General features: G+C 57.5%; 22 protein-coding genes. 5 read left to right on the top strand and 17 right to left on the bottom strand.

Annotated elements, in window-relative coordinates; genetic code table 11:
- The first annotated feature begins 165 nt into the window (after window positions 1-165).
- Both malP and malQ read left to right on the top strand, forming a co-directional pair.
- On the top strand, window positions 166-2568 hold the full coding sequence (malP, locus tag NR195_RS02905; protein WP_256844075.1) for a maltodextrin phosphorylase: 2403 nt from the start codon (window positions 166-168) through the stop codon (window positions 2566-2568).
- Between the two features lie 8 nt (window positions 2569-2576).
- Entirely contained in the window at window positions 2577-4652 is a 2076-nt protein-coding gene (malQ, locus tag NR195_RS02900) for a 4-alpha-glucanotransferase (protein WP_256844074.1), read from the top strand.
- 187 nt (window positions 4653-4839) lie between these two features.
- Here malQ and NR195_RS02895 read toward each other — a convergent pair whose 3' ends face one another.
- The 6 genes from NR195_RS02895 to malK form a co-directional block, all read right to left on the bottom strand.
- Window positions 4840-5310 (bottom strand): type II toxin-antitoxin system YhaV family toxin, encoded by a 471-nt coding sequence (locus NR195_RS02895; RefSeq protein ID WP_010670281.1) that lies wholly within the window; start codon window positions 5308-5310, stop codon window positions 4840-4842.
- A 6-nt stretch (window positions 5311-5316) separates the two neighbouring features.
- Window positions 5317-5661: a type II toxin-antitoxin system PrlF family antitoxin gene (locus NR195_RS02890; protein ID WP_256844073.1), complete on the bottom strand. Its 345-nt coding sequence runs from the start codon at window positions 5659-5661 to the stop codon at window positions 5317-5319.
- Window positions 5662-5760: 99 nt separating this feature from the next.
- Window positions 5761-5976: a type II toxin-antitoxin system Phd/YefM family antitoxin gene (locus NR195_RS02885; protein WP_158132275.1), complete on the bottom strand. Its 216-nt coding sequence runs from the start codon at window positions 5974-5976 to the stop codon at window positions 5761-5763.
- Window positions 5977-6164: 188 nt separating this feature from the next.
- The gene (gene malM, locus NR195_RS02880) at window positions 6165-7103 is read right to left on the bottom strand and encodes a maltose operon protein MalM (protein WP_256844072.1); all 939 of its coding nucleotides are present in this window, start codon (window positions 7101-7103) and stop codon (window positions 6165-6167) included.
- Between the two features lie 102 nt (window positions 7104-7205).
- On the bottom strand, window positions 7206-8507 hold the full coding sequence (locus NR195_RS02875) for a maltoporin (RefSeq protein ID WP_154210296.1): 1302 nt from the start codon (window positions 8505-8507) through the stop codon (window positions 7206-7208).
- A gap of 43 nt (window positions 8508-8550) precedes the next feature.
- Complete coding sequence (malK, locus tag NR195_RS02870; protein ID WP_010247360.1) at window positions 8551-9660, bottom strand: maltose/maltodextrin ABC transporter ATP-binding protein MalK; 1110 nt, start codon at window positions 9658-9660, stop codon at window positions 8551-8553.
- 362 nt (window positions 9661-10022) lie between these two features.
- Here malK and malE point away from each other — a divergent pair, with 362 nt between their 5' ends.
- The 3 genes from malE to malG all read left to right on the top strand — a co-directional run bounded on the left by malE (window position 10023) and on the right by malG (window position 13835).
- Complete coding sequence (malE, locus tag NR195_RS02865; RefSeq protein WP_010247363.1) at window positions 10023-11213, top strand: maltose/maltodextrin ABC transporter substrate-binding protein MalE; 1191 nt, start codon at window positions 10023-10025, stop codon at window positions 11211-11213.
- 57 nt (window positions 11214-11270) lie between these two features.
- Window positions 11271-12794, top strand: coding sequence for a maltose ABC transporter permease MalF (gene malF / locus NR195_RS02860; protein ID WP_089414820.1), 1524 nt, complete (start codon window positions 11271-11273; stop codon window positions 12792-12794).
- Between the two features lie 150 nt (window positions 12795-12944).
- The gene (gene malG / locus NR195_RS02855; RefSeq protein WP_010247369.1) at window positions 12945-13835 is read left to right on the top strand and encodes a maltose ABC transporter permease MalG; all 891 of its coding nucleotides are present in this window, start codon (window positions 12945-12947) and stop codon (window positions 13833-13835) included.
- Between the two features lie 86 nt (window positions 13836-13921).
- On the opposite strand, the gene NR195_RS02850 is transcribed toward malG, so the two are convergent.
- The 11 genes from NR195_RS02850 to NR195_RS02800 all read right to left on the bottom strand — a co-directional run bounded on the left by NR195_RS02850 (window position 13922) and on the right by NR195_RS02800 (window position 24527).
- Complete coding sequence (locus NR195_RS02850; protein ID WP_256844071.1) at window positions 13922-14530, bottom strand: TetR/AcrR family transcriptional regulator; 609 nt, start codon at window positions 14528-14530, stop codon at window positions 13922-13924.
- Window positions 14520-15122, bottom strand: coding sequence for an NAD(P)H-dependent oxidoreductase (locus NR195_RS02845; RefSeq protein WP_256844070.1), 603 nt, complete (start codon window positions 15120-15122; stop codon window positions 14520-14522). Before NR195_RS02845 ends, NR195_RS02850 begins: the two co-directional genes overlap by 11 nt.
- A gap of 96 nt (window positions 15123-15218) precedes the next feature.
- Complete coding sequence (locus NR195_RS02840) at window positions 15219-16289, bottom strand: iron-containing alcohol dehydrogenase family protein (protein WP_256844069.1); 1071 nt, start codon at window positions 16287-16289, stop codon at window positions 15219-15221.
- A 9-nt stretch (window positions 16290-16298) separates the two neighbouring features.
- Window positions 16299-16967 (bottom strand): methionine ABC transporter permease, encoded by a 669-nt coding sequence (locus NR195_RS02835; protein WP_022624728.1) that lies wholly within the window; start codon window positions 16965-16967, stop codon window positions 16299-16301.
- Entirely contained in the window at window positions 16955-17743 is a 789-nt protein-coding gene (locus tag NR195_RS02830) for a methionine ABC transporter ATP-binding protein (RefSeq protein WP_050498567.1), read from the bottom strand. Before NR195_RS02830 ends, NR195_RS02835 begins: the two co-directional genes overlap by 13 nt.
- On the bottom strand, window positions 17736-18539 hold the full coding sequence (locus NR195_RS02825; RefSeq protein WP_010670746.1) for a MetQ/NlpA family ABC transporter substrate-binding protein: 804 nt from the start codon (window positions 18537-18539) through the stop codon (window positions 17736-17738). Before NR195_RS02825 ends, NR195_RS02830 begins: the two co-directional genes overlap by 8 nt.
- Before the next feature lie 22 nt (window positions 18540-18561).
- Entirely contained in the window at window positions 18562-19581 is a 1020-nt protein-coding gene (locus NR195_RS02820; RefSeq protein ID WP_010670745.1) for an isopenicillin N synthase family oxygenase, read from the bottom strand.
- 131 nt (window positions 19582-19712) lie between these two features.
- Entirely contained in the window at window positions 19713-22028 is a 2316-nt protein-coding gene (locus tag NR195_RS02815) for a molybdopterin-dependent oxidoreductase (protein WP_033773839.1), read from the bottom strand.
- Between the two features lie 3 nt (window positions 22029-22031).
- Entirely contained in the window at window positions 22032-22700 is a 669-nt protein-coding gene (locus tag NR195_RS02810; protein WP_010670743.1) for a methionine ABC transporter permease, read from the bottom strand.
- Window positions 22684-23718, bottom strand: a complete 1035-nt coding sequence (locus NR195_RS02805) for a methionine ABC transporter ATP-binding protein (RefSeq protein WP_010670742.1) — start codon at window positions 23716-23718, stop codon at window positions 22684-22686. Before NR195_RS02805 ends, NR195_RS02810 begins: the two co-directional genes overlap by 17 nt.
- A complete protein-coding gene (locus tag NR195_RS02800) occupies window positions 23715-24527 on the bottom strand; it encodes a MetQ/NlpA family ABC transporter substrate-binding protein (protein WP_163763378.1) in 813 nt (270 codons plus the stop codon). Before NR195_RS02800 ends, NR195_RS02805 begins: the two co-directional genes overlap by 4 nt.
- Between the last annotated feature and the right edge of the window lie 112 nt (window positions 24528-24639).

Here is a 24639-nt window from a genome sequence, read left to right as displayed (position 1 = left end):
AAAAGCGTGCGCAATCACACTCCTTCAACGATTTCGGATTAGCCTCATCCTCTCCACCCTCCCCATCCTCCTCCGCTAATTCTTTGCAGGAGGATGAGCGAGGGTTTCCGCGCGGGCAGACTGTCGCCACATTGATCCATTTTCCGTTTTCACAGGACATCAACCATGACACAGCCCGATTTCAACCCGATTCAGTTCAATGCTGCCCTGACCCGTCAGTGGCAGCGTTTTGGCCTGCGCGATGCGCAGGAGATGACCACGACACAGTGGTGGCAGGCACTCAGCGGTGCGCTGGCCGATATGCTGGTCGCGCAGCCTGCTCCCCCGGCCCCGACAGAACTGCGCCATGTTAACTATCTGTCGATGGAGTTTTTGATCGGTCGCCTGACCGGCAACAACCTGCTGAACCTGGGCTGGTATGACCCGGTCAACGAGGCCCTGGCCGCCTGGGATATCTCACTCACTGACGTGCTGGAAACCGAAACGGATCCGGCGCTGGGTAATGGCGGCCTGGGTCGCCTGGCAGCCTGTTTCCTGGATTCCATGGCGAATGTGGGTCAGCCCGCTACGGGCTACGGTTTGAACTATCAGTACGGTCTGTTCCGCCAGCGCTTCGAACAGGGCGCGCAGATTGAAGGCCCGGATGACTGGCAGCGCGACCGCTATCCGTGGTTTAACCACAACGCCGCGCTTAACGTGCGGGTCGGGCTGGGCGGTAAAGTGGTGACGGTTGCGGGTCAGCCACAGTGGCAACCGGCGTTTGAACTGCTCGGCGAAGCCTGGGATCTGCCGGTGGTGGGTTATCAGAATGGTATCAGCCAGCCACTGCGTCTATGGCAGGCGAAACATGCCCAGCCGTTTAACCTTGATCGCTTCAACGACGGCGACTTTCTGCGCGCTGAACAACAGGGTATTGATGCTGAAAAACTGACTAAAGTGCTCTACCCCAATGACAATCATCAGAACGGTAAAAAACTGCGTCTGATGCAGCAATATTTTCAGTGCGCCTGCGCGCTGGCTGACATTCTGCGTCGCCATCATCGGGCCGGACGCAGCATCGAAACCCTGGCCGATCATGAAGTGATCCAGCTTAATGACACCCATCCGACGCTGGCCATCCCGGAGCTGATGCGTCTGCTGCTGGATGAGCATCAGCTGAGCTGGGATCGCGCCTGGCAGATCACGCAGCACACTTTTGCCTACACCAATCACACCCTGATGCCGGAAGCGCTGGAGTGCTGGGATGTGCGTCTGGTGCGCAGCCTGCTGCCGCGCCATATGATGATCATCAATACCCTGAACGCGCAGCTAAAAACGGCTGTCACCGCGCGCTGGCCGGACGATGAAGCGAAGTGGGCCAGACTGGCGCTGGTGCATAATAACCAGCTGCGGATGGCGAACCTCTGCGTGACCAGCGGGTTCGCGGTCAACGGTGTGGCGGCGCTGCACTCGAAACTGGTGGTGCAGGATCTCTTCCCGGAATATCACCAGATGTGGCCGGAGAAATTCCACAACGTGACCAACGGCATTACGCCGCGCCGCTGGATCAATCAGTGCAACCCGGCGCTGAGTGCCCTGATCAACCGGACATTGCAAAAACCCTGGCTGAACGATCTCGATGCCTTGCAGGGGCTGGAAGCCTTTGCGGATGACGCCGCCTTCTGCGCGGAATATCGCGCCATCAAGCAGCAGAACAAAGTCGCGCTGGCGCACTGGGTAAAACAGCGGACCGGCATTGAGATTGACCCTACCGCGCTGTTTGACGTACAGATCAAACGACTGCATGAGTACAAACGCCAGCATCTGAGCCTGCTGCACATCATTGCGCTGTGGCAGACGCTGGTCACCGATCCGCAGGCTAACCGGACGCCGCGCGTGGTGCTGTTTGGTGCCAAAGCCGCGCCCGGCTATGCACTGGCGAAAAACATCATCTATGCCATCAACAAAGTGGCCGAGGTGATCAATCAGGATCCCCGTATCGGTGACCGGCTGAAAGTCGTGTTTATTCCCGATTACAACGTCTCCGTCGCCGAGCGGCTGATTCCCGCCGCCGACCTTTCCGAGCAGATCTCCACTGCCGGTAAAGAAGCGTCCGGCACCGGTAATATGAAGCTGGCGCTGAATGGCGCACTGACCATCGGCACACTGGATGGAGCGAACGTCGAGATCGCTGAGCAGGTTGGCAGCGAGAACATCTTTATCTTCGGGCATACCGTGGAACAGGTGGTGGCGTTAAAAGCAGACGGTTATGCCCCGGCGCAGTGGCGCAAGAAAGATCCGCAGCTCAATCAGGTCTTACAGGCGCTGGAAGATGGCACCTTCAGCCAGGGCGACTGCCACGCCTTTGATGCGATGTTGCAGAGTCTCGGCCCGGAAGGCGGTGATCCCTATCTGGTACTGGCTGACTTCCAGCCCTACCTTGACGCACAGGCGCAGGTAGAAGCGCTGTGGAGCGATCAGGAGGCCTGGACACGTGCCACCATCCTCAATACCGCACGCTGTGGCATGTTCAGCTCCGATCGCGCTATCCGCGATTACCAGCAGCGCATCTGGCAAGCGAAACGCTAAGGAACGCCATGAAAACAGATCCGGTTATGGATGATTTCTCCCGGGCGGGCATCGCCGCTGAGTATATCAATGCTCACGGCAAGCCACAGGCGATCCCGACCCTGACCCGCCAGCGTTTGCTGGCGGTGATGCAGCCTTCCCATCCGCTGAGCACGCCGCTGCCACCGGTGGTGATTTTTCGCAGCGGCGATCTTATGAGCCTGTCGCCACAGCTCGCTGACGATGCCCACTGGCATCTCACCAGTGAAGCGGGTGAAATCAGCTCAGGTCGCTGCCAGCCCGCTCAGCCGCTGCATCTGCCGCCGCTGCCAGAAGGCTATCATCAGCTGACGCTGCAACAGGGCGCGCAGCAGTGGTCGTGCCGGATAATAATTGCCCCGGCCCGCTGTTATGAACCCCCGGCCCTGCTGGCAGGTGAGTCATTATGGGGCGCCTGCGTGCAGCTCTATACTTTGCGCTCGGCGGAGAACTGGGGAATCGGCGACTTTGGCGATCTGCGCCGGATGCTGCCGGAGGTCGCTGCACGCGGCGGCGCGTTTATCGGTCTTAACCCTATCCATGCGCTGTTTCCCTCCAGCCCGGAGAGTGCCAGCCCTTACAGCCCCTCGTCCCGGCGCTGGCTTAATGTGCTCTACATCGATGTGGGCGCAGTCGCTGACTTCCGGCAGAGCGCTGCCGCTCAGGCCTGGTGGCAACGTCCGGAAACAGAACAGGCGCTGGAACAGGCTCGCGCAGCAGATTGGGTGGATTATGCGGCGGTGACCCGGCTGAAAATTGCCGCGCTGAGACTGGCGTGGCCGCAGTTTACTCAGCGTGACGCCAGCGATCCCGAGGTGCAGGCGTTTAATGGATTTATACGTGAAGGAGGCGAGAGTCTTCAGCATCAGGCGCTGTTTGATGCGCTGCACGCCGATCAGATAGCACAGGATAGTGATCGCTGGGGCTGGCCGGTGTGGCCGGAGGCGTTGCAGGATCCCGGCAGTCCGGCCGTGCAGACCTTCCTGCAACAGCACGCCGATCAGGTGCGCTTCTGGCTCTGGCTGCAGTGGCTGGCCGCGAAGCAGTTTGCCGACTGCTGGGACATCTGCCAGCAGCAGCAGATGCCGATTGGACTTTACCGCGATCTGGCGGTGGGTGTTGCGCAGGGTGGTGCAGAGACCTGGAGCGAGCGCGATCTCTACTGCATGGATGCCAGCATCGGTGCGCCGCCCGATATTCTCGGCCCGCGCGGCCAGGACTGGGGATTGCCGCCCATGGATCCGCAGGTGATGCGTCAGCGCGCCTGGGAGCCGTGGATCGCCCTGCTGCGCGCTAACATGCGGCACTGCGGCGCACTGCGCATTGACCATGTGATGGCGCTAATGCGGCTGTGGTGGATTCCGGCCGGTGATAGCGCGATGCACGGTGCCTACGTGCACTATCCCATCGACGATCTGCTGGCGATTCTGGCGCTGGAAAGTCAGCGTCATCGCTGCATGGTAATTGGCGAAGATCTCGGTACGGTGCCGGAAGCGATTGTCGATAAGCTGCGTGATGGCGGGGTCTACTCCTATAAGGTGCTCTATTTTGAGCAGGAGTCAGCCCACAGTTTTCGTCCGCCCGCCGAATGGCCACGACAGGCAATGGCGGTCGCGACCACTCACGATCTTCCGACGCTGCGTGGCTGGTGGCAGAGCGATGATTTGACCACCGGCGCACAACTCGGCCTCTATCCCGACAAAGTGGTGCTGGCCGGGCTATATCAGGATCGGCTGCGAGCGAAGCAGGCGCTGCTGCAGAGTCTGCATCGCGTTGGTGCCCTGCCGAAACGTGCCGGACGCGATGCACGTCGCACCGGCATGAGTAAGGCATTAAACCGGGCGATGCAGCGCTATCTGGCTGACAGTCACAGCGCCCTGCTGGGACTGCAACCGGAGGACTGGCTGGATATGGCGACGCCGGTCAATATTCCGGGCACCAGCGATGAATATCCGAACTGGCGACGCAAGCTCAGCGCCACGCTGGAAACGCTGTTCAGCGATCCTGCCACTGACACGCTGCTGCGTGATCTGACGGCACGCCGGAAGCGACTACTGCGCGACTGAAGGTTAACACGCGACTCAGACTCGTATCTGACGCAGCCTGTTTTACATAATTTTCAGTTATTACAGCGTGCGGGACGGCAACTGCTCGCACGCTGCTACTGTAATCAGCGCCTCTCAACAGTGATAAGATCACCCTGAGCACGAGCGTCTGAAAAACAAACCAGATTCTGTTCAGGATTTAATGAACTTAAGAATTTGTATTCGCCCAATCCTGAGATTGCTTTAACAGCAATGCCCAGTCGTCAGGTGGATAGCCGTTATGCAACATTCCTGAAAATACTTTATAGGCGTCACGCTTACTGCCATAAGCACGTTTGGTCTCAGCGTCATTCATCCATGCAAGAATGATGGTTTTATGTTGCTCGCTGAATCTAAAGAACAAACGATACTGCATCAAAAACTTTGCACGGAACCAATGCTTATTTTGTTCTCCCAGCGTATCGCCCTGGCGAAACTTTGCCTGATGTGGATCGGCGCAAATCTCACTATTGATAACTTTAAACACAGCGGCTAAAAGCTTCGTCGTCGCTTTTCGCTGGTAACTTTCAGGATATTTAGCCCTGAGTAACTCCACTTCATTGGTCAGCGCAATCAGTTGCGATTCAAAACAGGGAGGAACATAAACGTGCCATCCATTTATAACCGTGCTGTCTTCCATACTTAATTACTCATCGTCCATGAGTGGAGCATCCAAATCAACGTCCATACCTTCGGTCAACGATGTAATGCGAGTTAATAATCCTCGATCCAGCATTTTAATATTTGCAGCCGTGTTGCGCCTGTCAGCAGGAAGAAAACTCAGAAAGCTCGCCTTCACTGGATCATCATCAGCCACCGTTTCCTGACGGGTAATAAGGACTTTGCCGCCCGGCAGAACAGCGTATTCGATATTCTCACCAGGTTGCAGATTCATCGCATCACGAACTGCGGCAGGGATGGTGGTCTGTCCGCGGGCTGTCAGTTTTGATGAAGCACGCAGAGAGATGTTTGCATGAGTCAGAGTTCCCATCGTGGATTCTCACTATTATTAACCAGGATAAGTCAGCAGTGATGCAGTTACATTGGTAATGCAAATGCATTGATCGCGATAAGAGCGAATGTTTTGTTACTAAGTCTTCATTAAAAGTTTCTGATTATGCTTTTCCGTATCGCCTGAAAAATTGGCGCCCTGTTTTATTTCCTGCCAGACATCAAACTCTTCGCGACTGATAAGCACAGCAGCAGAACCGCCCCGCCGGGTGATAATCACAGGCTCACCCGCCATCACGATATCCATGATTTCAGCAAGAAATTTTCGGGCCTGGGTTGTCGTGTAACTTCGCATATAGCCTCCAGAAAAGTCATCCCTGAAACAGCTTAGTTAGCCTAAATTCATCAAACGCTATTGCCCACAGCATGACTTACGTAATGCGTAAAACCACGCAAAAAAATCATGCAATCAGGATCTCTGCAACAAAAAAAGGTGCGCCGCAGCGCACCAGATGGAACAACATCAGTATTGTCGGGGCAGCTTCACCCCTTGCCTTTAACACTACTGATAAAGGTCTGCCGTGCAGAGGTGGAACCCAGCCGCTCGGCTTCATCCAGCAGTTTCAGCGCCTTATCGATATTACCGCTGTTCACTGCCTGTCTGATCTTCTGGTTAAAGTAACTCTCGGTGTCGCTCATGATCGGTTCCGCACGGGCTTTTGGCGCGGGCGCTGCGGCGGGTGCAGGCCCCGGTGCTGCGCTGTACGCTGCCGCAGGTGCGGTATTGCCGACGGTCACCGCGCTCGGGCCGGATGAACCAAACAGCGGCCCGACCAGAATGGATGAGCCGGAACTGGTCTGCATCTTCAGCTTGATTGTCCCTTCCCGGCTGTGGCGGGCGACGGGATCGGGAATATCCGGTACCGCATGACCGGTGCCCTGGGCGTAGGCCTTGGCCGGGTCAAGCAGCGTGGTGGTTTGTATCAGATCGCTGTCGGTGGTAAACACCAGCAGGTAGATTTTTTGCTGACCCAGCGCCGGGGTTAATTTCATCACCCCTTCCAGCCGATCTGCCGCCATCACGCCCGGCTTCTGATAGGTAAAGTAGCGGCTGGGGAACCAGGCCGCAGGACGCAGGTTTTCATCCAGCACCAGCACGTTCGGTGCGAAAACCTGACCGTTCGCCACTTCACTGCTCAGCGTCAGCGTCAGTTCGCCGATATTGGCGGGCAGACTGTAGGCCGCGACCGGACCGGCAATGTGTGGCGCATTCAGCGTCTGTCCGCTGTTAGCAAGTTTTGTGGTCTGTGTCTGAGAAGCAGACAGCGGTTGCCAGCTCAGGCGTTGCAGTGTCTCGGGTGCCACGACCGGTGCGGACGAGAGATCCTGCGGCACCAGATTGACATCCGCCAGGGCGGGAAGCGCGTGTCCTGTCAGTAACGCCGCACTCAGGCAGAGTGCAGCCAGTTTTTTCATTTTCATTATGTCTACCTTATTGCAGGTCGCGGCGTGAACCAGGCAATGGCACACCGCGACCAAAGAGATCCATCAGGCGCAGGCGCGCCTGTCAGAAAAGGTGCTGGCTTACCACCAGATTTCCATCTGCGCGCCGAAGGTCACTTCATCGTCTTTACCACGGCTGTTGGTCAGGATGCCGTTGCCGCTGGTGTCCGCAGAGGCGAAGGTGGTGAGATCGCCTGAGTTATCTTTGTTGTAACCCCACTTTTCATCCCATTTGGCGTAGGTCGCGAACAGACGCAGAGCCGGACGTGACCAGATGCTGTCGCCCGCCTGCCACTGCTGCGCCAGCGTCACTTTGTACTGGCCGTTGCGCTCGTTAGCCTGCTGTGATTTGACGTTGTCGTAGCCCAGTTCCAGCAACGTGCTCATAATCGGCGTCCATTTGTACATCGGACGCACACCCACGGTGTACCACTCGGTGCCGCGGTTGTTGTCCAGATCGATGTTCTGGTACATAGCGACGTACATCAGATCCCAGCGTTCGGCCAGCGAGATCGCACCGTGGTCGAGGATGCGGTACATGTCACCATTGTTGTTGAGGCTGGTGCCCTGCGGCACGCCTTTGCCCTGAGAGGTCAGCGCATCGGTGGCATACTGCAGTACGAATTTGTTATAGCCCTTCAGCATGCTCTGGGTATGTTCAGCAGTGAACATCCAGCCATCTTTAGAGGCACCCTCTTCCAGACGGTAGTCGTCACGGGCATTAGCGCGACCGTAGTCGACACCCAGCTCCAGCACGCCGTTGGTGTTGGTTTCCAGACCGGCCAGACGCACATCAAACACGTCGTTGGCAGTGCTGGTGGCGAAGTCACGGATACGATCGCTGGAGAAGGTGTAAGAGCCGCCCGCTTCAGATGAACGGGTTGCGGCGAAAGAGAGTTTACCGAAGCCGAGATCGACATCTTCCAGACCGGCACCCGGACCGGAAATATCCCAGTAGTAGAAGTCGATCATATGAACGTCATGACGCTGATAGAAACGCTTACCGGCCCAGATGGTAGATCCTGGCAGCGCGTCGATCAGGTTTTTACCTTTTACGTTGGCTTCACGGAAGGCGGGCGATGTGGCTTCCCAGTCATTCTGCTGTGCCACGGAGTAAGCCACGTTGGTGTCGAAATAGAAGCTTTTTTCGCCCTCTTTCCACACTTCCTGGCCTAATTTCAATTCGGCATAGGTTTCACATTCGTTGCCCAGACGGTATTTACTTTGGGCGCCGGTGGCCTGGAAACATTGCTGTTCACCACCGCTGCCGGTCCAGCCAATGCCGGAACGGGCGTAACCGGTAAAATCAACCGCCATCGTCGGGGCGGAGAGGGTTCCCACCGCGACGGCAACGGCGATGGGAAGTTTGCGCAGAGTTAACATTTTCTATCTCCTGAGGTCATTGCTTTTATTGTTTTTGGCAGGGCTATACACCCGGCTCCTGATACAGCCTGCGGCACGCGCTCCCGTCCTCGCGGAACAGGTGACAACGCTCGGGCGGCAGGCCAATACCGAGGATGGCGCCCTCTTTTACCAGCACGACGTCCTCCTGGCGGTAAACCAGGTTCTGACGGATAGCGGGAATCTCGATGTGGATCTGTGTTTCATGCCCCAGCTGTTCCACCACCTGCACTTCCCCTTCCAGGGTGACGTCGGCGATATCGCTGGAGAGCAGATGTTCCGGGCGAATACCCAGTGACATGTTGCTGCCGACCTGCACACCGGCGCTGTCAACCGGCAGCCAGACCAGCTGCTGATTCGGCAGCCGCACCTGAACCTGATCGATGGCGGTGGCGGTCACTTTGACCGGCAGGAAATTCATTTTTGGTGAGCCGATAAATCCGGCGACAAAGCGGTTGGCGGGATAGTGGTACAGCTCAAGCGGCTTACCGACCTGCGCAATGCGTCCGGCATCCAGCACCACGATTTTGTCGGCCAGCGTCATCGCTTCGATCTGATCGTGGGTTACGTAAATCATGGTACGCTTCAGGCGCTTATGCAGACGGGAGATCTCAATCCGCATCTGAACGCGCAGCGCGGCGTCAAGGTTCGACAGCGGTTCATCCAGCAGGAAGACGCGCGGTTCAGCCACCAGCGTGCGGCCAATCGCCACGCGCTGACGCTGCCCGCCAGAGAGAGCTTTAGGCCGACGATCGAGCAGATGCGCCAGTTGCAGAATCTCCGCCACCTGATTAACCCGCTGCTGGATCTCCGCTTTTTTCACCCCGGCCAGTTTGAGGCCAAAAGACATGTTCTCCGCCACCGACAGATGGGGATAGAGCGCATAGGACTGAAACACCATGCCGATGCCGCGTTCGGCGGGTGGCACTTCATTCATGCGCCGGTCGCCGATTAACAGCTCGCCGCTGGTGATGGTCTCCAGTCCGGCAATCATGCGCAGCAGCGTCGATTTGCCACAGCCTGATGGGCCGACGAAAACAACAAATTCCCCTTCACGAATAGTGAGATCGATATCTTTCGACACCACCGTATCGCCCCAGGCTTTCGTGACATTGCGTAACACAACGCTCGCCATGATCCCTTCCCTCTTAGCTGCATAGTCGTGTCTGCCCAGCGGCAGACGGGTTCCGGGGCTCACTATGCGAGAGGAAACAGACGGTAACATCCTCCACCGCACTGCATTCCGCTGGGGGAGGAGGCGGGAGGAGGAGAAACGCGGGCTGACGCCGCGGCCCGCACGCTGCCGCACTTTTTTGTGATCGCTCACGCAGACCCGCAGGAATTTTTGCCGCGTAAGCGCCCGCTTGAGGGGCTTTTTGCCAGCGCGATCACAGCGGCAGGCCGAGGGGCGTAGAGCAGAGGAGGATGAGAAGCCCTGGCGGATAAGCACAATGATGCCGGTACAGCATTCACCACTTCCGCTAACAGGATGGATTTATGACGATGAAAACCGGAGCAAGAATTCTGGCCCTTTCTGCCCTCTCTGCCGTGCTCTTTTCGGCCAGCGCGATGGCAAAAATTGAGGAAGGTAAACTGGTCATCTGGATCAACGGTGACAAGGGCTACAACGGCCTTGCCGAAGTGGGTAAGAAATTTGAGCAGGAGACCGGCATCAAAGTTACGGTCGAACATCCTGACAAAATGGAAGAGAAGTATCCGCAGGTCGCGGCGACCGGCGATGGCCCGGATATTATCTTCTGGGCACATGACCGTTTCGGCGGCTATGCGCAATCCGGCCTGCTGGCTGAGATCACGCCGGATGCCAGCTTCCGCGAGAAGATTTTCCCGTTCACCTGGGACGCGGTGCGCTTCGACGGCAAGCTGATTGGCTACCCGATTTCCGTTGAGTCGCTGTCACTGATCTACAACAAAAAGCTGCTGCCGAACCCGCCAAAAACCTGGGAAGAGATCGCCGGTCTCGACAAGCAACTGCGTGCCAAAGGCAAAAGCGCCATCATGTTTAACCTGCAGGAGCCCTACTTCACCTGGCCGCTGCTGGCCGCAGGCGGTGCTTACGCCTTTAAGCTCACCGACGGACATTATGACGTGAAGGATGTCGGCGTCGATAACGCCGGTGCTAAAGCGGGCATGCAGTTCCTGGTCGATCAGGTTAAAGCCAAAACCCTGAATGCGGACACCGATTATTCGATTGCTGAGGCCGCCTTTAACAAAGGCGAAACCGCCATGACCATTAATGGTCCGTGGGCGTGGGGCAACCTCGACAAGAGCGGCATCGACTATGGCGTCACCGAATTGCCAACCCTGAACGGTAAACCGTCGAAAGCCTTTGTCGGCGTGCTGAGTGCCGGGATCAACGCCGCCAGTCCTAACAAAGAGCTGGCGAAAGAGTTCCTGGAGAATTATCTGCTGACTGACACCGGTCTGGATGCGGTCAACAAAGATAAGCCGCTGGGTGCTGTGGCGCTGAAATCTTTCCAGCAGACGCTGGAAAAAGATTCGCGTATCGCCGCCACCATGAACAATGCCCGTCAGGGTGACATCATGCCGAATATCCCGCAGATGGCGGCATTCTGGTATGCGATGCGCACCGCTACCCTGAACGCGCTGGGCGGTCGTCAGAGCGTCGACGCCGCACTGAAAGATGCTCAGGCCCGTCTGAAGAAGTAATTCTCCCCTTGCAGCCGGGGCACCCCGGCTTGAGTGACCGTTAAGGAAAACCGCATCATGTCAGGAAAACCGAAAACGCGCAGTGTGCTGTTGAAAAGCGTTCTCATCGGGATCTGCTGTCTGCTGGTCGGCTATCTGCTGGTGCTGATGTACGCGCAGGGCGAATATCTGTTTGCGTTGCTGACGCTGATCCTCAGTGCGACCGGACTGTGGATTTTTGCTAACCGTCGCGCCTATGCGTGGCGTTATGTCTATCCCGGCGTGGCGGGAATGGCGCTGTTTGTGCTGTTCCCTCTCGCCTGCACGATTGCCATTGCCTTTACCAACTACAGCAGTAGCAACCAGCTCACCTTTGAACGGGCGCAGCAGGTTTTGCTGGGCCGCACCTTCCAGTCGGGTGAAGCAGTCAGTTTTTCTCTGTTCCCGGCCGGCGATCGCTGGCAGCTGGTGCTGAATGATGGCAAAGACTATGTTTCACCGCCGTTTCAGTTTGGCGCTGAACAGACACTGAAAATGGCCCCTGCCGCACCACCTTCAGGTGAACGGGCAAACTTCAGAGCGATCACGACCCATCGTCAGGCACTGAGTCAGATCCGGGCTGAACTGCCGGATGGTCGTCAGTTACGGATGAGTTCGCTGCGCCAGTTCTCCGGCACCCAGCCACTCTATCGGGTTGGCACGCAGGATGAGCTGATCAATCAGCAGAGCAACGCGCGCTATCGTGCAAATCCGCAGACTGGTTTCTACCAGGCGATTAACGCCGACGGCCGTTGGGCGAACGAAACCTTAAGTCCCGGCTTTACCGTGAATACCGGCTGGAAAAACTTCGTGCGGGTGTTTACTGACGAAGGGATTCAGAAGCCGTTCCTGGCGATATTTGGCTGGACGCTACTCTTCTCGCTGATCACGGTGGTGCTGACCGTCGCGGTGGGGATGGTGCTGGCGTGTCTGGTGCAGTGGGAGGCGTTGCGCGGCAAAGCGGTCTATCGGGTAATGCTGATTCTGCCCTATGCCGTGCCGGCGTTTATCTCGATCCTGATTTTCAAGGGGTTGTTCAACCAGAGCTTTGGTGAAATCAACGTGATGCTCAGCGCGCTGTTTGGCGTGAAGCCGGCCTGGTTCAGCGACCCGACGCTGGCGCGCACCATGCTGATTATCGTCAATACCTGGCTCGGCTACCCCTACATGATGATCCTCTGCATGGGCCTGCTGAAGGCGATTCCGGACGATCTCTATGAAGCCTCGGCGATGGACGGTGCGGGACCGCTGCAGAACTTCTTCCTGATTACTCTGCCGCTGCTGCTGAAACCACTGATGCCGCTGATGATCGCCAGCTTTGCCTTTAACTTTAATAACTTTGTGCTGGTGCAGTTACTCACCAACGGCGGGCCGGATCGCCTCGGCACCACCACGCCAGCCGGTTACACCGATTTGCTGGTGAACTACACCTGGCGTATCGCCTTTGAAGGCGGCGGCGGGCAGGACTTTGGGCTGGCCGCCGCTATCGCCACGCTGATCTTCCTGCTGGTGGGTGCGCTGGCGGTGATTAACCTGAAAGCCTCGCGGATGAAATTCGACTAAGCGTCTGGCCCGACAGGCGTCATGCTTGCAGGCAGTCCGGACGCGAAGAGCGTGGAACAACCGGAACCTGGGAGGTGAAGATTGTGAGCACTGCCCGGGTTCAGACTGACAAATAAAATAGCCTGAGGGACCAGGCTCTGAGGAGTTGTTATGGCTATGGTACAACCGAAATCGCAACGGCTGCGTCTGTTCACCACGCATCTGCTGCTGCTGTTATTTATCGCGGCGATTCTCTTTCCCCTGCTGATGGTGATTGCGATTTCGCTGCGTGCCGGGAACTTCGCCACCGGCAGCCTGATCCCGGAGCAGATCTCGTGGGAGCACTGGCGTCTGGCGCTGGGTTTCAGCGTGGAACATGCGGATGGCCGGGTGACACCGCCGCCCTTCCCGGTGCTGCTCTGGTTATGGAACTCGATCAAGATTGCGGCAATCAGTGCGCTGGGCATCGTGGCGCTCTCTACCACCTGCGCCTATGCCTTTGCCCGTATGCGCTTTACCGGCCGTGCCAGCCTGCTGAAAGGAATGCTGATATTCCAGATGTTCCCGGCGGTGCTGTCGCTGGTGGCGCTCTATGCCCTGTTTGATCGTCTCGGCCAGTATCTGCCCTTTATCGGGCTGAATACCCACGGTGGGGTGATCTTCGCCTATCTGGGCGGTATCGCGCTGCATGTCTGGACCATCAAAGGCTATTTCGAAACTATCGACGGGTCACTGGAAGAGGCGGCCGCGCTGGATGGCGCAACGCCGTGGCAGGCGTTCCGGCTGGTGCTGCTGCCGCTGTCGGTGCCGATTCTGGCGGTGGTGTTTATTCTGGCGTTTATCGCCGCGGTGACTGAAGTGCCGGTCGCCTCGCTGCTGCTGCGCGATGTGAACAGCTACACCCTGGCGGTCGGGATGCAGCAGTACCTCAATCCGCAGAACTATCTGTGGGGCGATTTCGCCGCTGCGGCGGTGCTCTCCGCGATTCCGATCACCCTGGTTTTCCTGCTGGCGCAGCGCTGGCTGGTGAGCGGTTTAACCGCGGGCGGGGTGAAAGGCTAAAACGATCATCATTGTACGTTGCCACTACTTACACAACGCCTGTTGTGGTTGAAGGATTCGGCGGCCTGCGGGCCGCCTTTTTTATGCTAATCCGATTCCGGCGCGCGGCTGCCTGCCACCAGCGCCACGACCATGGCAGTGATCGCCTGCTCTCCTTCCCGTTTGCTGACATCGCCGCGTGCCACCGCACCTGCGATGGCATCCGCGCCCCCCAGCAAGCCCCACATGCCTGCTTCCGGAATACTGCTGCTGCCTGCCAGAGGGACAAACCAGCGCTGACAGCGGGCGATAAGGTCGAGCTGATAGTGGCGTTTGACGGCAGCCAGTTCCGGTGAGGTGCTGAGCGCTGACAGCAACTCCGGAATCTCACGCCCCTCCGTCATCACACAATCCACATAACAAGCCGCAAGCACTTCCGCTTTTTGTTGCATCACCATCGGCGCGGCATTCATCGCCGCTTCCATCTTTTCGGTCTGGCGGCGATCAAAATCGTCATACAATGCCGCCAGCAATCCATGACGGGTGGTGAAGTGGTCATAAACCACCGGTTTACTGACCCCCGCCGCGTCGCCGACTCTGGCCAGCGTCAGTGCCTCGCTGCCTTCGGTTTGCATTATCTGCCACGCGACGTCTGACAACTGCCTGCGTCGTGCTTCGCGTGACAGACGCTTACGGGGTGTTTTTTCAACGGTCATGCTTTTCCTGATGGGCGAACAGACGCTGGCCCAGTTGATGCGCCAGCTGATAGTGTGACTCAGGATAACCTTCATCGCCGCTAAGCAACAGTTCACTGGTCACCACCGGCGCACCGCAATAGTCAAAGATGCCGTGATCAATCTGATTCCGCATGCTGGCGAAATAGCCGCGCCGCAGAAAGGTTCGGTTGTCAGCCGCGCCAATCGCAAGCAGATGCACGGGAAGATGGCCGAGGCGTTTTACGATATGGCCATCCTGCTCATCAAAGGCCCAGCCCGCGATGAAGACGCGGTCTATCCAGCCTTTAAGCTGTGCCGGAAATGACCACCAGTAGACCGGATAGACCAGCACCAGCGCATCGGCACGATCCAGCCGCTGCTGTTCTGCCAGCACATCGGGCGGCGTCGGTGCCAGACCGTTGAAATGTTTGTGATCGCTGAGCGTGAAACGCGGATCAAACCCTTCTGCCGCCAGATCGGCCTTTTCAGCCGTATGGTGGCCTGTCGCGATAATGCCCTGCGCCAGCTGGTCCGCCACGCGATGGGTGTGAGCGTCCTGATTGGGATGGGAAGTCACTATTAATGCATTCATCGTCGTCACCTTAATGATTAGCCATTAAGCTACTAAAGGTAAGTTACTATTGGTAGGTTAGCAAGCGGCGACCGTTGATCGATTCGCTGACCGCACTTACTGTTTAAACGCAGAAGTCGCCAGCAAGGCCTGCTCCAGCAGAGGGTGATCGAACGTAAAGGGAAGGTGCGCCAGGCTGGCGGAGGGGAAATGGATCTGCTGCGCAATCTCTCTTACCCTGTCCGCGTTAATCGCCGCAGGCAGCGTCAGAGGCGAGTGGAAACGGCGCAGCAGCGCCAGCAGTTCAGGCTCCACCTGCTTACCCTGCTGTTCAATCCAGGATTGTACCAGCAAGCTGAAACCGACCTTTTCACCATGCAGCCAGTGATGCAGCTCCGGCTGGTGAGTCAGGCGATCGTGGATGATATGGGCAAAGCCGGGAGTCGCCATCGCATCCTGAATACTGTTAGCCAGCCCCGCCAGCACAATGTTGGCTTCAATCACTTTCTCCAGCGCCGGGGTGACCTGCTGCCTGATGTTATCGGCCACCGCCGTGTCTCCCCAGCGTTTCAGCACCGTTACCGCCTGCCAGGCGGCTGCGACTTTAAGATCCAGCGCCAGCTGGTGCGGCATCTGTCGCTGATAAGGCTCAAATTCAAACCATTTGGCCAGCGCATCGACGATTCCGGCCCGCAGATAGCGTACCTCGCTGCGGGCGATAACCTCGCTGTCCACCAGAATCCGCTCCGGCATGGCATTAAGCGGCTGGCTGCGCAGATGGCCGCCGCGCTCATCATAGATAATCGCCAGCGGAGACCAGGCGGCACAGGTGGCGGCCAGCGTGGCGAAGTTCACCAGCCGGATATCCGGCAGCGCGTCGTTGACCGCTTTGGCGCAGTCCAGCACCCGCCCGCCGCCGACTGCCAGAATCAGGGTAGCGCCGTGCGTCTGCACCTGCTGTTGCAGGGCAGCAATCGCCGCGTCGGTACACTCACCGGTCAGGGTGTCGAGCTGCCAGCGGATCCCCGCCCGTTCCAGACTTATGCTCATGTCAGGATTCACCGCCTGCCAGGCCCGCGGCGAGGTGAGGATGTGAATATGCGAGGCAAGCGGCCGGATAATTTCTCCCACCCCGGCACGCAGCCCTGGCCGTTGCAGATAGCCTTTCGGCGACATCACGCGAAACATGGTTGCTCCTTATCGACGATAAGCCAGCGAGCGTACCAGCCGGTCGCCGAGTTTCTGAATAAGCATCACAAGCGCCAGCAGCACCACAATGGTGGCCGCCATGATTTGGTTATCGAAACGCTGATAACCGTAGCGAATCGCCAGATCGCCCAGCCCGCCACCGCCAACCACGCCCGCCATCGCCGAGAAGCCAATCAACATCACAATCGTCAGGGTAACGCCCGCCACCAGCGCGGGAAGCGCTTCCGGCAGCAGCACACGGCTGACGATATGCCACAGGGTACCGCCCATTGATACCACCGCTTCTATGCGGCCGCGGTCGACCTCATCCAGCGCGTTCTCCACGATGCGGGCAAAGAAGGGAAATGCCCCCAGCGTAATCGGCACAATGGCGGCAGTGCTGCCCAGCGTGGTGCCGACCAGCAGACGGGTAAAGGGGATCAGCGCAATCAGCAGCACCACAAACGGCAAGGCGCGTCCGGTATTTACCAGCGTATTCAGCAGCAGTGAAATCGCGCGATTTGGCAGAATGCCTTTTGGCCGGGTCAGAAACAGCAGCACGCCTACCGGCAGCCCTATAGCGACCGTGAAAAGGGCCGCCAGCAACACCATATACAGTGTTTCGCCAGTGGCGTTCAGCAGCAGTTCCTGAAACCGCTCACTACTCATGCTACGCATCGGGTTAACGCCTCATGCTGATATTTTTCGATAAACGCCCGGTCTGCTTCGCCATCCTTCAGCAGCATTTTGCGCAGGCGTCCCTCTTCACGTCCCATGATCTGGCTCAGGCTGCCGCTCTCAACCAGCTGGCCATTCTCAAGTAGCGCCGCCCCGTCACAAATCCGCTTCACCACCGCCATTTCATGGGTGATCAATACAATGGTGATATTGAGCTGCTGCTGAATATCGGCCAGCAGATCGAGAATCGAAGTGGTGGTTTCGGGATCCAGCGCGCTGGTCGCCTCATCGCACAACAGATAACGGGGTCGGGCGGCCAGCGCGCGGGCGATGCCGACGCGCTGTTTCTGTCCACCGGAGAGCTGCGACGGCCAGGCCGCAGCAAAGGAGGCCAGCCCCACCAGTTTCAGCAGCGATGCGACCCGCTCGCGACGTTCAGCCGCAGGCACACCCGCAATCTCCAGTGCCAGATCGACGTTGTCCTGCACGTTGCGCGAATGCAGCAGATTGAAGTGCTGGAAGATCATCCCCATCTGCTGTCGCTGCTGACGCAGTTGCGCCAGGCTCATCGCCGCGAGATCCTGTCCGTCAATTTCAATCAGGCCGCTGGTGGGACTCTCCAGCCGATTGAGGCAGCGCAATAGTGTACTTTTTCCCGCTCCGCTCCGACCGAGGATGCCAAAGATGGTCCCTTCTTCGATGGTGAGTGAGATGTCGTCTAACGCTGGCGCAGATGCGCCAGGATACTGTTTGCTGAGATGACTGAGTTTAATCATGCTGCTGGTCCGCAACCGGAATCACTGAGCCCTGATAATTTTTACGGATAAACTCCGCTACCTGCGGCGAGCGCAGATCTTTCGCCAGCTGTAACACGCGGGGATCTTTCGCCAGTTCTGGCGTCGTTACCAGCAGGTTGGCGTAGGGATTATGTGCTGCAGACTCCAGTCCCAGCGCATCTTTCGCCGGGGTCAGACCGGCTTCCAGCGCGTAGTTGCCGTTGATAATTGCGGCATCCACATCATCCAGCGAGCGTGGCAGTTGCGGCGACTCAATCTCAACGATCTTAATTTTCTTCGGGTTTTCACTGATATCTTTCGGTGTCACCAGCGTCGAACCCGTTTCACCCTGCGCGTTGAGTTTGATCACCCCTTTGTCCTGCAACAGCCAGAGTGCGCGGCTCAGGTTAGTGGTGTTGTTCGGTACCGCAATGCTGGCCCCTTCAGGTAGCGCCGCTAAACTTTTCACTTTCCGCGAATAGATACCCAGCGGCTCGATGTGAACACTGGCGGCCACGGCAAAGGTTTTCCCCAGCGCCTTCTCCTGATCTTTCAGGTAAGGCAGATGCTGGAAGTAGTTGGCATCCACATCTCCGGCGGCCAGCAGCTCATTGGCATTCACGCCCCCGCTCAGCTCAACAATTTTGAGATCCAGTTTCGGATCCAGGGTTTTGACATACTCCAGGATTTCCGCATGGGGCAGCGGATCGGCCGCTACGCGCAGCGGCGCGGCCTGTAAACTCTGGGCAATCAGCAGTGAAAGACCGGCAAGGGCCAGAAAGCGCTTTTTAATCATCATCATTTATCTCTTATCGTTATCAGTGGGTGTTGTGTTCGGGGTAGAAACGCTGGGCAACTTCCGGATGCGAACGCAGCCGGCCTTTAAGGTAGTTCCAGCCCACTTCGCGCAGCAGCGGATTAAGCGGATCGCTGCTCGGTCCCTGTGCCAGTTCAGCCAGCTGAGGAGGCAGTTGATAGATCGGCACCACGGCGTCGAGTTGCGCGCCAAGGAAAAAGGCGATTGATAAGCGCTCGCTGCTCTGCGGTGGCGACACCACACGGTGCACCGTTGCGCGAAGATAACCGTTGGTTGCCAGCTCCAGCAGCTCGCCAATGTTCACCACAAACGCGCCCGGCAGTGGTGAGGCATCGATCCAGTTGTCCGGCGTCACTTCCACCTGTAAGCCCGGCTGATCGTCCTGCAGTAACATCGTCAGGAAGCCTGAATCTTTGTGCGCGCCAACACCCTGGCGTGATTCGCCCTCCGTGCGGCCCGGATAACGGATCAGTTTGATATGTTCGTTGGGATAGTCGCCATAGAGGTTATCGAAGGCGTTGCGCGGCAGATTCAGTGCCCCGGCAAAGGCGCGCAGCAGCTCCAGCGCCACCGCTGTCATCTGCTGCTGCCAGCGGGTGACCACCGTTTGCAGTTCAGGTAAAGCTTCAGGCCACTGATTCGGCCCCTGCATCCGTTGCCAGGTGGGTGAATCGGCGGTAACGGGCAGCGCTTCCCGTTCCGCACCAATATCAAACTGCTCGCGATAGTCAGGCTGGCTGCGGGTTATTTCAACCCCCGCCAGGTTATAGCCGCGAAAATGCGGCGAGTTCGCCATCGCCACTGCGGATTTATCCGCCTGTGGCAGGGCAAAAAATTTCCGCGCGACGTGCTGAACCTCATCTAACAATTCACGGTCGATGCCGTGATTGATTAAATAGAAGAAACCGACATCACGCGCGGCCTGGCTTAATTTTTCCAGGACCTGTTGCTGCTGCTGTTGATTACCTGACAATAATGCGAAATCAATTACCGGCAATTCTGCTGTGGTTAACGCGCTCATGATTGACACTCTGTTGGCATGGAATCGCTTTACACTGCCATTTCATTTATGCGTTAACTACCAACTAATCCTGCTATGTATATGCGACGGATGGGAATATCCCACCACGCCGCGGGCTTTAAACCCGCAGATTACTCTGCGCTCCACGCCACGAATGCCGGCGGTAACCATGCCGTAATCTCAGGCAGAGGCTGTTGATAAAGCGCAATCTCGACAAAACAGGTCTGCGCACTGCACCCCTGGCCGAGTCGTGAACTGCCGCTATCCTGGGTCAGCACATTGGGATTGCCGTGTTTATCCAGCGGCTGGCCCTCCTGCTGATCGAGCGGGTCATACCAGGCGCCGGTCGACATCTGTACGACACCCGGCAGGATATCCTGCGTCAGATGCACACCCGCCAGCAGCGCGCCGCGTCCGTTAAAGACTTTTACGATGCTGTTCTCCTCAATGCCGCGCGCAGCAGCATCTTCAGGATGCATCCAGAGTGGCTCACGCCCGGCAATTTTGGTGGCCCGGCTGACCCGTCCATGATCGTACTGACTATGCAACCGGGTCCGTGGCTGGCTGGAGAGCAGATGCAACGGCCACTGCTGCTTTTCCTGCTGTTGCGCCTGGTATTCCGGCGCATACCAGCAGGCAAATCCGGGCGCTTCGTCATACCCGAAATCGGCCACCTGCTGAGAAAAAAGCTCGATTTTCCCCGACGGCGTGCTGAGCGGGGCTGACTCCGGGTTATCGCGAAACGCTTTTAGCAGGATCTGCGGCGTCTCTGGCGCGGGATACTCCACCACTCCCTGTGACCAGAACGCCTCAAAGGGCGGCAGTTCGATGCCCTGCGCTGCCGCGCGTGGCCGGGAATCTTCATAGAGTGACTGAAGCCACTGGCGCTCATCACGCCCCTGCGTAAAGGCGTCAGCAAAACCGAGCCGCTGCGACAGAGCGGCAAAAATTGCGTAATCCGATTTTGCAGCTGCAAACGGCGGCAGATGCTGCGGCATGGCGATGATAAAACCGTCGTTGCTGGCGCTGCCAATATCTTCACGCTCCAGCGACGTGGTCGCAGGCAGCACGATGTCGGCAAATTTTGCCTGCGCCGTCCAGAACTGCTCATGCACAATTACAGTGTCCGGCCGCTGCCAGGCGCGTATCAGCTTGTTGATATCCTGATGATGATGAAAGACATTGCCGCCCGCCCAGTAGACCAGCCGGATGTCGGGATAGACCCGCTGTTGCCCATCAAACTCATAGTGCCCTCCGGGATTGAGCAACATGTCGGCGATGCGTGCCACCGGAATCGTCTCCTGAACCGGATTATGACCGGCGGGCAGACGAGGCCCGGAAAACTGTCGCCGGGCGGCACCGGCCAGATTGGTTGAGGCGTAACCAAAGCCCAGCCCGCCGCCGGGCGTGCCGATCTGACCCAGCAGAGCGCTAGTCGCAACGGTGGCCCAGAAAGCCTGCTCGCCCTGCCGCGCCCGCTGCACTGACCACGCAATATTCACCATCGTTTTATGCGCCGCCATCTGCCGTGCCAACGCACGGATTTCCGCGGCCGCCAGCCCGGTCAGCGGAGCGGCCCATTCTGGCGTTTTAGCTATACCGTCGCGTTCACCCAGCAGGTAGGCGGCATAGTGGTCAAAGCCCACCGTGTAACGTTCTGTGAATGGCGCGTCATAGAGAGATTCAGTAATTAACACCTGCCCGATTGCCAGTAACAGCGCCGTATCGGAGCCGGGCTGTATCGCCAGCCACTCCGCATCCGCCACCCCAGCGAGATCGTTTCTGACCGGACTGATGTTGATAAACCGGGTGCCATTCTGCCGTAGCGTGGTTAACCAATGAGAAAGCGCATGGTCATTAGCCCCGCCGCCATTGACCTGCGCATTGCGCAGCGGCAAACCCCCGATAGCCACAAACAGTTCGCAATGCTCCGCCAGAACCGGCCAATGGGTATGGTGACGTTGTAACTCATCCAGGTTACCAATGATGTGCGGCAGCGTGCGTTCACCGGCCGCAATGCTGTAGGTGTTGGTGCTGGCGGTGTAGCCGCCATAGTGGTTAAAGAAACGATGAAGCTGGCTCTGGGCATGATGGAAACGTCCGGCACTCGACCAGCCGTAAGAGCCGGCGTAGATCGCCTGATTGCCGTGCTCTGTTTTGACACGCTCCAGCTCCTCCGCCACCAGCTGCAACGCAACATCCCAACTCACTTCCACAAACGGCTCTTTGCCGCGCCCGTTGCGGGATGCGCTTCTGCTCTGGAGATAACCGAGCCTGACGGCCGGATTTTTGACCCGGGTTTCGCTTTGCACCGCGCCCGGTAACGACTGCCCGATCGCAGAAGGATTACGGTCCCACGCCACCGGCCTGACCGACGTCAGCGTGTCCCCATCGGTGGTGACGTGATACGTGCCCCAGTGCATAACAGCTAAATCATTCTTTTTCATGGCTCACTCGCGTCGGATACGGCGCGAGAGACGCGTACCCAGGGTTTGCAGTAGCTGGACAATGACAATCAGCACCAGCGCAGTCGAAATCGTGGCAAAGGCATCAAAGCGCTGATAGCCGTAAGTAATGGCGAGGTCGCCAATACCGCCGCCGCCCACCGTGCCCGCCATTGCCGTCGCACCCAGCAGGCCGATAGTGGCGGTGGTCAGAGCTAACACCAGCGACGAGGCGGCTTCCGGTATCATGAAATACCAGATGGTCTGCAGCGTGGTGGCACCCATCGCATTGGCTGACTCCAGAATGCCCTCATCCACCTCCAGCAGCGCATTCTCCACCAGCCGTGAAATATAGGGCGCGATAAATATCACCAGCGGCACAATGGCCCCCGCCGTACCGATGGTGGTGTTCACCAGCAGGCGCGTCAGCGGCAGAATAGTGATCAGCAGAATAATAAACGGCAGTGAACGGATGATATTCACGATCGGGTTCAGCAACTGATGTACCAGTCGATTCGGCTGTATCCCACCCGGACGACAGATCACCAGCACAATGCCAAGCGGCAGGCCCAGCAGCGAACCAAAGCCCAGCGACAACGCCACCATGATCAGCGTGTCCTGCATCGCCGTCAGGAACTGATCGCCGGTAACGGCGGTTTCAAAGAGTTCTGACATCACTGATTTTCACTCCGGTCGCGATGAGAAACTGGATGGCCGCCTCGCGTCTTGCGGGCTCGCCTTTGATCTGCACAATCATGAAACCCAGAATGGTACGCTGTACTTCCGTCATGCTGGCGAACAGGATATTCACTTCAACCTCATGTTCACGGATCAGGCGATTGATGATCGGCTGTTGTGCCGTGCTGCCGACAAACTCCAGCCGCAACACGTCGACAGCCGGATGCTGGCTTAACAGCGCAAGGGTCTGCTGTGGCAGGCGATCGTGAATAACGGACTGCACAAAGCTGGCGCTCACCGACTGTTGCGGTTCAGCAAACAGCGACAGGACATCGCCCTGTTCAACGATACGGCCCTGCTCCATCACCGCCATCCGGTTGCAGATCTTCTGGACCACCGACATCTCATGGGTGATCAGGACAATGGTGATGCCGTAACGCTGATTAATCTCCTGTAACAGCAGCAGAATCTGTACCGTGGTCTGGGGATCCAGCGCGGAGGTCGCCTCATCACACAACAGAATCGCGGGATTGGTTGCCAGCGCGCGGGCAATTCCGACGCGCTGTTTTTGTCCGCCGGAGAGTTCATCCGGGTAGCTGTGGGCTTTGTCGCTGAGGTTAACAAACGCCAGCAGCTCCGCCACGCGGGTGGCGATAAAATCTTTATCCCGGCCCTGTAAAATCAGTGGGATGGCGACGTTGTGAAACACCGTTCTGGCATTGAGCAGATTGAAGTGCTGGAAGATCATGCCAATCTGCTTTTTGACCTGAATTAAGCGCTTTTTGCTGATCCCTTGTAACGCTTCACCCTGCACCTCAACCGAGCCGGTTGTGGGGGTCTCCAGGTGATTAATCAGGCGCAGCAGCGTACTTTTTCCGGCTCCACTGGTGCCGATGACGCCAAAGATGTCACCCTGGTTGATACGCAGATTAATCTCCTTCAGCGCCTGCACTTCTGCACCGTTACGCGCAAACGTTTTGCTGACATGGCGAAACGCAATGGCTACCTGACTCATTTGAAATAATCTGGCAGCAGATAGCCCGCATACTGCGCATTACCGGTGATATAGGTTTTAAATTCTGCTGAGTGGTAGCCGGCAATAATGTCACGGGCAAACTGAGCCTGCTTATTTTTACCGGCTACCGTAACCACGTTAATAAACTGGCTGGTTGCCGCTTCCAGTTTCAGTGCCGAATTGAGTTTCATGCCACTGGATACCGCGAAGTTGCCCTGAATGACTCCATAGTCAACATCGGGGAGTGCACGCACCTGCTGAGCGTTATCCATCTCTTTAAGCACGATTTTGTAGGGATTTTCCGTGATATTTTTCTGCGAAAAAGTGGCAGCATCGCTATCGGGGCTGATTTTGAGCCAGCCGATGCTCTGGAGTAACAGCGCCGCCCGGTACTCATTTGAGGGCTGATTGGGCACAGAGACCGTGCTGCCCGGCGCGGGTTGAGTCAGCGTTTTCACGCGCCCAGAGTAGAGCCCCATTGGCGGGGTCGGCACCTGCACAATCCCAACGTTATCAATGCCAAGCCGCTCATTAACCGACTTAAGATAGACGGGATGCTGCATGATATTGGCGTCAATCGTCCCGCGATGAACAGCATCATTAACCTGAATTCCATCACTGAAATCTTTATACTCCAGAGTATACCCCTGCCTGATTAATAAGGGCGCGACGCCTTTTTCAAATTGCTCTTTATAAGGCCCTGGATTAAATCCAATCCGTATTTTCTTCTGGTCGGCTGCCTGAGCGGCAGAAATAAAAAGGCTGGCGGTGGTCAGCGCCAGAATAATTCCCCGGGATGTGATCTGCATTGTTTGCCCTGATTCATTATTGTGAGAGCGATCGATTTAATCACAGCCATCGCGGAGAGGAACAGGCAAAACCCAGCCCCGACTTTGGCTTATTTATGCTAACGATAGTCAC

The organism is Pantoea sp. Ft-CA_14, assembly GCF_024520875.1.
Classification (GTDB): Bacteria; Pseudomonadota; Gammaproteobacteria; order Enterobacterales; family Enterobacteriaceae; genus Pantoea; species Pantoea agglomerans.
Note: the sequence above shows the minus strand (reverse complement) of the source record. Positions and strands in the feature narration are given on the sequence as shown.

Bases quoted from the DNA above. Each gene is read 5' to 3' on its own strand.
- malP (WP_256844075.1), top strand. From the start codon at position 166: ATGACACAGCCCGATTTCAACCCGATTCAGTTCAATGCTGCCCTGACC.
- malQ (WP_256844074.1), top strand. From the start codon at position 2,577: ATGAAAACAGATCCGGTTATGGATGATTTCTCCCGGGCGGGCATCGCC.
- NR195_RS02895 (WP_010670281.1), bottom strand. From the start codon at position 5,310: ATGGAAGACAGCACGGTTATAAATGGATGGCACGTTTATGTTCCTCCC.
- NR195_RS02890 (WP_256844073.1), bottom strand. From the start codon at position 5,661: ATGGGAACTCTGACTCATGCAAACATCTCTCTGCGTGCTTCATCAAAA.
- NR195_RS02885 (WP_158132275.1), bottom strand. From the start codon at position 5,976: ATGCGAAGTTACACGACAACCCAGGCCCGAAAATTTCTTGCTGAAATC.
- malM (WP_256844072.1), bottom strand. From the start codon at position 7,103: ATGAAAATGAAAAAACTGGCTGCACTCTGCCTGAGTGCGGCGTTACTG.
- NR195_RS02875 (WP_154210296.1), bottom strand. From the start codon at position 8,507: ATGTTAACTCTGCGCAAACTTCCCATCGCCGTTGCCGTCGCGGTGGGA.
- malK (WP_010247360.1), bottom strand. From the start codon at position 9,660: ATGGCGAGCGTTGTGTTACGCAATGTCACGAAAGCCTGGGGCGATACG.
- malE (WP_010247363.1), top strand. From the start codon at position 10,023: ATGACGATGAAAACCGGAGCAAGAATTCTGGCCCTTTCTGCCCTCTCT.
- malF (WP_089414820.1), top strand. From the start codon at position 11,271: ATGTCAGGAAAACCGAAAACGCGCAGTGTGCTGTTGAAAAGCGTTCTC.
- malG (WP_010247369.1), top strand. From the start codon at position 12,945: ATGGCTATGGTACAACCGAAATCGCAACGGCTGCGTCTGTTCACCACG.
- NR195_RS02850 (WP_256844071.1), bottom strand. From the start codon at position 14,530: ATGACCGTTGAAAAAACACCCCGTAAGCGTCTGTCACGCGAAGCACGA.
- NR195_RS02845 (WP_256844070.1), bottom strand. From the start codon at position 15,122: ATGAATGCATTAATAGTGACTTCCCATCCCAATCAGGACGCTCACACC.
- NR195_RS02840 (WP_256844069.1), bottom strand. From the start codon at position 16,289: ATGTTTCGCGTGATGTCGCCGAAAGGCTATCTGCAACGGCCAGGGCTG.
- NR195_RS02835 (WP_022624728.1), bottom strand. From the start codon at position 16,967: ATGCGTAGCATGAGTAGTGAGCGGTTTCAGGAACTGCTGCTGAACGCC.
- NR195_RS02830 (WP_050498567.1), bottom strand. From the start codon at position 17,743: ATGATTAAACTCAGTCATCTCAGCAAACAGTATCCTGGCGCATCTGCG.
- NR195_RS02825 (WP_010670746.1), bottom strand. From the start codon at position 18,539: ATGATTAAAAAGCGCTTTCTGGCCCTTGCCGGTCTTTCACTGCTGATT.
- NR195_RS02820 (WP_010670745.1), bottom strand. From the start codon at position 19,581: ATGAGCGCGTTAACCACAGCAGAATTGCCGGTAATTGATTTCGCATTA.
- NR195_RS02815 (WP_033773839.1), bottom strand. From the start codon at position 22,028: ATGAAAAAGAATGATTTAGCTGTTATGCACTGGGGCACGTATCACGTC.
- NR195_RS02810 (WP_010670743.1), bottom strand. From the start codon at position 22,700: ATGTCAGAACTCTTTGAAACCGCCGTTACCGGCGATCAGTTCCTGACG.
- NR195_RS02805 (WP_010670742.1), bottom strand. From the start codon at position 23,718: ATGAGTCAGGTAGCCATTGCGTTTCGCCATGTCAGCAAAACGTTTGCG.
- NR195_RS02800 (WP_163763378.1), bottom strand. From the start codon at position 24,527: ATGCAGATCACATCCCGGGGAATTATTCTGGCGCTGACCACCGCCAGC.